This is a genomic window from Collimonas silvisoli (assembly GCF_018305005.1).
GTDB classification, from domain to species: domain Bacteria; phylum Pseudomonadota; class Gammaproteobacteria; order Burkholderiales; family Burkholderiaceae_D; genus Collimonas; species Collimonas silvisoli.
Genome location: NZ_JAGQEG010000073.1, coordinates 19,168 through 28,424, shown reverse-complemented (window position 1 = coordinate 28,424; position 9,257 = coordinate 19,168). Strand labels below are relative to the sequence as shown.

Below are 9,257 nucleotides of genomic sequence, written 5' to 3'. Positions count from 1 at the left end.
CTGGCCGATGGTTTGGCTCTGCTCGGAGAGCCGCTCCATGCTGCTGGCAATCGCTTCCATTTGCTGGCGGATGCGATTCATGCCGGCGCCGACGTCCTCGGCGGACTTACGGCCGTTCTGAGCGCTTTGCGCCGCCTTCTGGGTGCTGTCGGAGACCTGCATGGATTTCTGGCTTGCCAACTGCGCAGTCTGTCGCACTTCATCCACCGTGGTCGTGGCCTCGCTGACCGCCACGGCGGACTCGTTAGCGTTGGCGGCCAGTTGCGCGGTCGAGGCAACGATGTCGCTGGCAGCCAGGCCGATTACATTTGCACCGTGGACCACCTCGCCGATCTGCAGGCGCAAGTCCGCGGACATGCGCGCAAAGTTCTGGTTCAAGACGCCGACTTCGTCCGCGCGCTGCTGGGTTGCCAGAGTGACAGTCAAATCACCTGAAGCCATTCGTTCCGCTAAGTCGGCAATCGCCACCATCGGGCGCGCAATGAGGCGGGTCAGCAGCGTCGTCAGGGCTACACCGAAAACCAGCGCTAGTCCGCCGAGAATTGCAAACTGGACGATGGAATGGGTGGCCAATTCATCAGAATCGGCGATGTGTGCACGGGCGTGCTTCAGCATCTCCTGCTCAAGTTCAATGGCGATGCTGCGCATTCTCTCGAACCGCCCAGCCTGCGGATTTTCGGCCATTGTTCTCGCTTCATCGACCTTGTTTGCGGCAATCAGCTGGATCTCTGTTTCGCGCGTCTGGCGATATGTCGCCAGAATGCTCTTCCATTCATCGAGTTTGAGCAAGAACCCGGGGTTCTCCTTAAAGAGAACCGTAAGCGTTCGCAGCGAGTTGTCAATCTTGGCGGAGCCGCTGCGAATATCGCGCAGCAGCACCTCTTGCTTAGCCCGGTTGTTCGTGAGCATGAACTCCAGGATGCGGCCGCGCTGGCGATTCAGGTCGGCCCGCAATTCGACCACGCCCACCACGCCGACGAACTCCTGCTCGAACAGGCGCTGTTGCGCATCGTGGAAAGTGGAGATGGCGTTGTAAGCGATCGCAATGGTGATCGCCAACAAGACGATCATCGTCCCAAATCCCAGCAGGAGTTTGGTCGCGGTTTGCCGATTCTTGAACCAGTTCATGGGTTTATCTTCCGGTAATCACACCAGATATCCGTGAGTCGTCCGCTGTCGGAGCGGGTCTAAAAATCTACTTTTGAAGGCAATCTCGCCGATCCCGAGCTCAGCCTGAACCTGAGCCTGAACCTGAACTTGAGTAATTCTTTAATTCTTTAAATTTCCACTTCCTCATGCACAATAATTTTCGGATCCTTCAGGATGCGATCCAGGTCAAGCACCACCAGCCGGTCCGCCGTCACGCCTTTCAGGTATTCGCGGCGGATTCCGGTAAGGGTCGGTAACGCGGGTTGCAAGCTGCCCACGGCAACGGTGAGCATGCCGACGATGACATCGGCCAGCAGGCCGAGCTCAAGATCGTTGCCGCGCACAAGGATGATGCGATGCAGGTCGGTCAAGCCTTGATCCGGAAGATCGAAAAATTTCTTGATGTCGATCACCGGAGTGATGCGGCCGCGGATATTTACCACGCCAAGCACGAACGGCGGAGTGCAGGGCAGCGGCGTCAGATCCTTCAGAGGATAAACCTCTTGCACGCAGCGGGTCTCCAGCGCGTAACACTCCTGCGCCAGACGAAACTCCAGCAGTTCGAGCGATGCGCCGGCCGCAGCGGCGCTCTGACGGGGGCGGGACAGCGCTTTGGCGCGGGCGCGCAGGATTTGTCCGGCGTCGAGGGCGGAGGAGGAAGAGGGGGGCGATGGGATGTCGGTCCGCTGCTTCATGGCGTGTTCTCGATAGCGATCGTGGAGGTAATGAACGCCTTGAGCCGGCCGGCGGTAAGGCTGTCCGCTTCGGGCAAAAGATCGTTCTGCTGATGGTCGCCCAACAGACGCAAAGCATTGGTTAAATGCCGGTTTGCCTCTGCCGTTTTTCCGCAGGCGCGCGCCAGGTTGCCCAAGGCAAAGTGGGCCAGCACAAAATCGGGGCAAAGATAAATCGCCCGCTGGAAGGATGAGCGCGCCTGCTCAAGATCGCCGCGCTCCAGCAGCACCACTGCACGCAGATAGTGGCCGGCCGGTTCCAGTTTGTCGGCGTCGATCCAGCGGTCGCACCATGTCAGCGCATCGGCCAGCTTGCCCTGGTTAGCCAACGCGCGCGCCAGCAGCGGAAATTCGGCCGGTGAGGGCGAACGCTCGGTCGACGCGGCCAAGGCAGCCGATGGCAGCCGAGGCAAAGACGGCTCAAGCGCCGGGTCGTCGGCGCCAAATTCCGGCAGCCGGGCGGATGCCAGCGGCGTCGGTTCGGGCGGAGGCGGCGCAGGGCGTTTTTGAAACAGGATAGCGCCGGAGAAATTCGCGTTGACGAAGCGGGGAAACAACGCTGTCGATGCTTCGCTCGGACTCGCCGCCAGCCAGCCGTTGTCGGCCAGCGCAAGGCGCAGCTTGCCGATGACCTTGCGCGCCTGCGATGGCGTGAAATACATCAGTACATTGCGGCACAAGATCACATCCATGGCATTGGTGTCGGTCGCCAGCGAGGGATAAACGTCTTCCACCAAGTTCAATTGCGCGAACCTCACCAGCTTTTTGATCTCAGGGACGATGGCGTAGCGGCCATCTGCGGTGCGGTTGAAATAACGTTGCTTGAGCCAGGCGGGCGCGGCGCGGAACGACCATTCGCTATATACGCCGGCGACGGCTTTTTGTAGAAAGTGCGCATTGATATCGGTCGCGGTGATCGTCACCTGCCAGTTTTGCAAGTCGGGCAATATCTGGTGCAGCAGAATTGCTAACGAATAAGCTTCTTCGCCGCTGCAGCAAGCCGCGCTCCAAAGACGCAGCCGTTGCTCCCGGCCGCGCCGGCTGCGGATCAGTTCGGGCAGGATATGTTCTGCGAGTGCCTGCAGCGTTTGCCTGTCTCGGTAGAAGTAGGTTTCGCCGACGGTAAGATGGTTCGCCAGCACTTGCAGCTGCGCCTTGGTTGGCCCCGCCGCCAGCAACCAGGCTATGCATGGCGCCGGATCCGCAAAGCCGAATTCCTGCACGGCGCCTGCGAAACCGCGCTGCAGATCGTTCCGGCGCTCACGCGGAAAATGCAGCCCCATCCTGTCGGCGATGCACTCGCTCAATTGCGACCATTGCGTCTCCAGGACTTGACTCGGCATCATTCGCTCCGATCGATTGCTTCATCCAGCATGCATGCCTCGTCCAGGGAAAGAAACTTTTCCAGGTCGTAGATCAATACCAAGTCATCATCAAGCTTGATCACGCCCTGGAATTGTTCGAGGCCAGCTGCGATCAGGTTGGTGCTGAGAATGGCGGCATGTTCGTGTTCGCATATTCCTTGAGTCTCATCGACGACCAATGCCACCGTTCGCCGCTGGGTGAGCGCGATCAGGAACTGGTCGTTGACGCCGATCGCCCGCTCCGGCAGTAGAAATCGTCGCCGGATATTGAGTACCGGGATCACCTCGCCTTGCAGGTCGATCGCACCGAGCACGACCGCCGGTGCGTTAGGCAAGGGCGTTACGTCTGCGGCGTAGATAATTCGTGTTACGGTGGCAAGTGGCAGCGCATAGCGTCTCCCATCCAGAAAAAAAACGACCAGTTGGTTGAGTTCATTCATTTGAAAACCTGGGCCTTCCGAGTTTTCTGGACTGGATTTATATTTCCTTATTGCAACAACTTTAGCATGTTTTTACATAAATAGGTGACAGTGCGTACATAGTTGTAAAAACCGCCATTGATGTTTATAGCCTCTATTCACGGGGCTTCCAGCCCGTCTTCTCAAGAGAGCTTGCGTTGTTGATGTACGTCGAAAACTGTGCGTCGAAAACTGGCACACGTATAGAAACACAATCCCACTCAGCATCGTGAGTGGCGACTGGATAATTATCAATTTCACAAACCAGGGGACGAGTGGGCCGGCATTCGGGGCAAAATGCGGGTCAGACTTCAGTAGTTCAACAGAAGTGGAACGATCCGCTCTGTTTTGCTACCTATGTTGGACGCAGCTTGATTTTGATGTTTCTCTCATGGCTAACAGGAGTAACCATGAAATAGGAAAGGCGCATCGTGGCGGCATTATCGAAATCAGGCTCTGAGAAAAACATTGCTACGCTATCTTTTGCTTATCAAAAGACGATAGGAAGGTTGCAACCTGCTGCCATGCGTCAGCATTAAAATTCGGCGTTTGTTCGGCTAATCGCCTGCCATTTTGAAACAGCCGGTACAACGTAGGCATGTAGAGCGACAAATCAATATTGTTATCTAGTTGCTGGACCAGGCTGGATGCCAGCCAAGGTTTCTCAGCGCTACAAACATCCCTGTAGCATTCCATCGCGATCATCGCATACGGATCCTTGTTCGTATCCAGCACGTAGCGCCCCTTGCCTAAATCAATGAACATCGCCAATCTCCTTTATTACCATCAAAAATAATCAGCATTGCAGTATTCATGTCGTCGCTAGTCGACAACAACATAAGATAAGGAATTCTGTGCACACCATTGTGCCGCCCAGCGATCAATTCAAAAATGGATTGGGCTCTGTTTTTGATGGGGAAATACTCCTATAAAAACATCGGAGTGGGATGCCAAAGCATGGCAAATACGCGAAGCAAAAGTGTTGGCCGGCGTCAGCGCATAAACAAAGGTCAGAATGCGTAATGCCGTTCAGTTAGGGGCAATTCCCCCATATGGCAGCCCCGTCATTCCCGCGTTCGCGGGAATGACGCAACGGGGAAATTCGTGCCGCCTGACTGAACGGCATCAGGGCAGAATGCGGCCATTTTTTTGCTGCTTATTCAGGCACGTCGACGCGCCGGTAGCGGGGGAGTCCCCCAGCTTCAGTGGATAGTCAGCATATTAATTGGGTCTGATAGCGCTCGACTATTTCTTGAATTGTTGTCCAAAAGCGCGGCAACAGATCAGTGACGGTGGTGCAGCCGTTTTCCTTAACTCGCAGCTGCAGAATTTCGCATTGGGCGGAGGCGTCATGCTCCTCCATGATCAGCAACGCTCCTTTCAAACGATGTAGACGACGCTGAAATTGCTTGTCGTCTCCGCTTGCTACAGCCTCTTTCATTGCCGTCACGTCGACTTCCCAGCTCGCAAGAAAGGCCGCCTGCAAATGCTTCACTACGGTCTCATCGCGAACCGTATGCTTAGTGACTGCGCGCGATTTGGCTTTCCCGCCTAGCACACGCGTCAATGCATCGCCCAATTGGCCGATGGTGACTGGCTTATGCAGCACATGCGCAAAATCGTGCCGGTTCGCCTCAAGATCCTGTTGACTACTGGCGGTATTGACGATGACTGGCGTCATAATGCCTTCGGCGCGCAATGCGGACAACAGCATTTTTCCATCCATTATCGGCATATTGAGATCGCTGATAATCACGTCGTATGCCTCGATCCGGCAACGCTCCAGAGCCTGCCGGCCGTTCAATGCCGAATGAACATGATCATAGCCGAGGGCGGCAAGTTGCGGCTCAATTAACGCTCGGCTAACCGGATCGTCTTCGACCACAAGAATACGTTCAGCATGCTTAACCGATTCTTGCGCTGCTGCATGAACGGAAGCAGGCGTCGAAACATCGTGTAGGCCACAAAGCCCAAGTGCTGCGTATAGCGCATTGGTGGCATAGGCGGAAACAGCAATTCCGTGTTCTTGGCGCTGTGGATGTAAAGGGCCATTTGGTGTGATGATTACGCTATCGGAGAAGGGCAGAGCCGTCAGTTCCAGCCATGTGCCCGGCAAAGCCGGTTCACTGCATGCTATTAACAGGACGGTTGTCGGTGATGCCGCCAGACGCGCTTCCAAGGGCTCCGTTGTTGCGATCAACTTGACCGACGGCAGTCTGCCGCCGATGCTTGCCAGCAGTGTCTTCTGCCAGGCATTAGAGTCACACAGGAGAATCATCGTGTCGATCGCCGCTGCAAGCGTGATCTCATCTTCTACCGTGCTCTCTGTATCGATTTGCAGAGGCAATATAACGGTAAAAGTGCTGCCGACGTCCAGTTCACTGTCGATCTCAAGAAACCCACCCATCAAATCTGTCAAACGCTTGCACAGCGATAGCCCCAAACCGGTTCCGCCAAAATCGCGCGACACCGAGCCGTCGGCCTGAGAAAACGGCTCCAGAATATGCTGCTGGTTCTCGGCAGCGATGCCGATACCCGAATCCGACACGGAAAAGCGCAGCCAGACATGATCCCCGCTGATTTCTTCCGGTTCAACGCGTAAGGCGATCGCGCCGGACTCGGTAAATTTCGACGCATTGCCCAGCAAGTTCATTAAAATCTGCGCAATCCGATGGTCGTCTCCAATGACCTGATATGGCACCTCCGGTGCAACCAGGCATAGGAAGCGCACGTTCTTTGCGAGAATGACAGGGGCAAAAGTTTGCGCGCATTGCTCGGTCAATGCATGTGGACTGAATGGCTCTTGCTGCAATGTCAGTTCGTTGGCTTCTACTTTAGAGATATCCAGAATATCGTTGATCAGCGCGAGCAGCGCATCAAAGGAGCGGCGAATCATGTCGACGCGTTCTTTTTGATGCAGCGGCAAATTCTCCATGGCGAGCAGTTCGAGATTGCCGAGCGCACCATGCAGCGGAGTACGGATTTCATGGCTCACTGTGGCCAGAAACATGGATTTAGCCTGATTGGTTCGGTCGGCAGCTATCCTCGCTTCGTGCATCAAGCGCTCGGTCTCCTTACGATCGCTGATATCGGTAAGGCCGAATAACACAACATCGCGTTTGAGATAGCGAGTGCGGGAAAATGCTGCGACCATGTCGCGCTGCCCGCCCGTGCCATCGTTGACCGTCGCTTCCACGAACTCCACACCGCGCGGCGTGCGGGAGTGCGGGGCAGAACTTGCCAGAATGCGTTGATAGAAATGCCTTCCGCTGTCCAGATCGTGTTGCAGCAGATTGGCGGCAATTTCATTTTGCAGCACCACCTCGCCCGAGACAGGATCCACGACACCCAGTCCGACAGGGGCGGTATCGATCACCGTGCGATTAAATGCCTCGCTCTCGTGAATGCGTTGTGCATGTAATTGCAACGGCGTAAATACGAAACGGTCGAGAATCACTACAAAGGCCCAGAGGATAAGCAGCATCATCAGCAACACTGCCCCCAATAGCGACAGTTCTGGCCACAATCCCGCCAGGATGGTGTGCCAATCAAAGGCGTAAATTGCTATCCAGTTCGGACCAGGGATCGTCTGGTAGAAAAAAAACACGCCGTCTTGGCGAGCGACTTGCGGATGTTCCGCCACGGCAGTATCGAGAATTTCCGGATGGGTCAGCAGCACCTTGCCCCAGTGTCGCTCATCCTCATCCTCATCGCTGGCGCCGTAAAAATGTGTATGTAAGCGCGAGGCCACAAAAAAGCCTCGAATCGGGCCACCATTTTGGAATAGATGCGTGAACTCTTTAAACGGCACCGCCTCGACAATGACTGCCACGCGTTTGCCATTGCGAAACACAGGACTCGCGAAATGTGTGACCAATTGCTCGTTGAACGGATCCTTACCGAGCTGAACCCAGAAAATCTGCTGACGTGCCAATTCCAAGTCTGAATACTTACTTAATTCTTCCTCGACCTTGACGATGCGCTGGCGGATGATTTCTGGCATGCTGCCTTGCCGCGCTGCCTGTAAAAGCGGTTCTGGCAGTGGTGGCACCGTCGCCAGGAAACGTTCGTCCGCGGTATAAATGAAACCGCCAAGGAAATAACCCGTTTCACGTTCCCACAAGCTTCCATTGGGCGACACTTCGCGCATCAAGCGCAGTAATGTGGCCAAGTGCTGCTGCTGGTCTGGCGCAGTCAGCGTTGTCAATACCCCGAATGGCACCGCCGTCAGATCGCTTTCAGTTAGCGTCACACCTTGCTGCATCAGCAAACGTTGTCGATAGCGCTCCAGGGGGATCTTGTCGTGGTCATGTAGTGTCCAGAGTGCCTCGTAATTAGCAACGTAATTGCGCAAGCTCGTCTGGTAGGTGTCGACTCGCGATTTGACCTGCTCGCGGTGCTGCAAGAAAAATTGCTGCTGTTCGTTGATAAAACGCTGGATGCGAGAATTGACGGTCACTGCCATCGCTAGAACAATGAAGGCCGTCAGTAGCGTTGCGCCACCATATAACAACTTCTGAACATAACGACCGGACACCTCTGGCAGAATCGCGGCGGCGCCAAGTGGCATAAACCGCCGCTGCAGCCATTTGCCGAAGCGCGGCCGACGGCTCATATCAATTGGCGTGATGACGCGTTCCGCCAATGCGGTTAAACGCATTGATCAGTTCCACATCGTTGTGCGCTCCCAGCTTGACCATGGCCTTTGACTTTTGGGTACTGATGGTTTTGAGGCTGCGATCGGTGAGATTCGCGATTTCGGTGACGGTCTTCCCGGATACAAACAGGCGCACCACTTCCAATTCTCGCTTCGATAAATTGACTTCCGTCAGCGCCTGCGATCCCGGATTATTCTCCAGCATGTATTCCAGCAATAACTTGGAGGTCGCGGGGTCGAGATATTTCTCACCTGCCATTACGCTGCGTATCACTGTCGGCAATCCGGTAAATGCACCGCTGCGCTTGCTGATGAAGCCCAGTACCCCTAGTTTCATAGCCTGTCGCACCACGACAATATCGTCATGTGCAGTCAGCAGCACGATCTTGAGTAATGGATACATCCGCCGCACGCGTTCCAGCAAGTGCATGCCGTCCGGTTCGTTGTCGTCATCAAACGAATAGTCGGTAATCAAGACATCACAGGATATCTGCCGCAGCGTCTCGAACAATTCCGTAATCGTCAGGGCGGCGGAAAGCAGTTGTATATCCGGCTCTCCCTTGAGTACATCGCTGATGCCAATGACTACAACCGGATGGTCGTCGGCGACGACTACCTTAATCGCGTCCGGGTTATTTGGAAGCGACGCCTTGAAGGCAGGTGTTGATGATGGGGGTGTGAGTTTTGTCATAAAAAAACAATTGTGTAAGGCGACGCATAGAACGGCTGGACGGTCACGCCGAGAATAGCTTAGTCAACCTATCTCCAACATGCCGTATGGTAACATATACAAGTGATGCTTCGGTTCCGGCAGGTTAATTGTGAAGATGATTTGTGTGACTTGGCGTGGCAGGAAAGAAAATTTGGCGGTATGGCCGGAAAGCTGTCCTGCTAA

At 55.1% G+C, this 9,257-nt stretch carries 7 protein-coding genes; all 7 read right to left on the bottom strand.

What is annotated here, in order from left to right; translation table 11 throughout:
* A partial coding sequence (locus KHU33_RS26480; RefSeq protein ID WP_230414377.1) for a methyl-accepting chemotaxis protein occupies positions 1-1,128 on the bottom strand: 1,128 nt, incomplete at its 3' end.
* A 149-nt stretch (positions 1,129-1,277) separates the two neighbouring features.
* A complete protein-coding gene (locus KHU33_RS18400; RefSeq protein ID WP_211465565.1) occupies positions 1,278-1,844 on the bottom strand; it encodes a chemotaxis protein CheW in 567 nt (188 codons plus the stop codon).
* Complete coding sequence (locus tag KHU33_RS18395) at positions 1,841-3,226, bottom strand: CheR family methyltransferase (RefSeq protein WP_211465564.1); 1,386 nt, start codon at positions 3,224-3,226, stop codon at positions 1,841-1,843. The genes KHU33_RS18400 and KHU33_RS18395 overlap by 4 nt, the downstream gene beginning before the upstream one ends.
* A complete protein-coding gene (locus KHU33_RS18390; protein WP_211465561.1) occupies positions 3,226-3,687 on the bottom strand; it encodes a chemotaxis protein CheW in 462 nt (153 codons plus the stop codon). The genes KHU33_RS18395 and KHU33_RS18390 overlap by 1 nt, the downstream gene beginning before the upstream one ends.
* Before the next feature lie 489 nt (positions 3,688-4,176).
* Positions 4,177-4,470, bottom strand: a complete 294-nt coding sequence (locus KHU33_RS18385) for a hypothetical protein (RefSeq protein ID WP_211465559.1) — start codon at positions 4,468-4,470, stop codon at positions 4,177-4,179.
* A 448-nt stretch (positions 4,471-4,918) separates the two neighbouring features.
* The gene (locus tag KHU33_RS18380) at positions 4,919-8,365 is read right to left on the bottom strand and encodes a hybrid sensor histidine kinase/response regulator (protein WP_211465557.1); all 3,447 of its coding nucleotides are present in this window, start codon (positions 8,363-8,365) and stop codon (positions 4,919-4,921) included.
* Complete coding sequence (locus tag KHU33_RS18375) at positions 8,322-9,053, bottom strand: response regulator transcription factor (protein WP_211465556.1); 732 nt, start codon at positions 9,051-9,053, stop codon at positions 8,322-8,324. Before KHU33_RS18375 ends, KHU33_RS18380 begins: the two co-directional genes overlap by 44 nt.
* Positions 9,054-9,257: the final 204 nt, after the last annotated feature.

Coding starts and splice junctions, on each gene's coding strand:
- KHU33_RS18400 (WP_211465565.1), bottom strand. CDS start 1,844: ATGAAGCAGCGGACCGACATCCCATCGCCCCCCTCTTCCTCCTCCGCC.
- KHU33_RS18395 (WP_211465564.1), bottom strand. CDS start 3,226: ATGCCGAGTCAAGTCCTGGAGACGCAATGGTCGCAATTGAGCGAGTGC.
- KHU33_RS18375 (WP_211465556.1), bottom strand. CDS start 9,053: ATGACAAAACTCACACCCCCATCATCAACACCTGCCTTCAAGGCGTCG.
- KHU33_RS18390 (WP_211465561.1), bottom strand. CDS start 3,687: ATGAATGAACTCAACCAACTGGTCGTTTTTTTTCTGGATGGGAGACGC.
- KHU33_RS18380 (WP_211465557.1), bottom strand. CDS start 8,365: ATGCGTTTAACCGCATTGGCGGAACGCGTCATCACGCCAATTGATATG.
- KHU33_RS18385 (WP_211465559.1), bottom strand. CDS start 4,470: ATGTTCATTGATTTAGGCAAGGGGCGCTACGTGCTGGATACGAACAAG.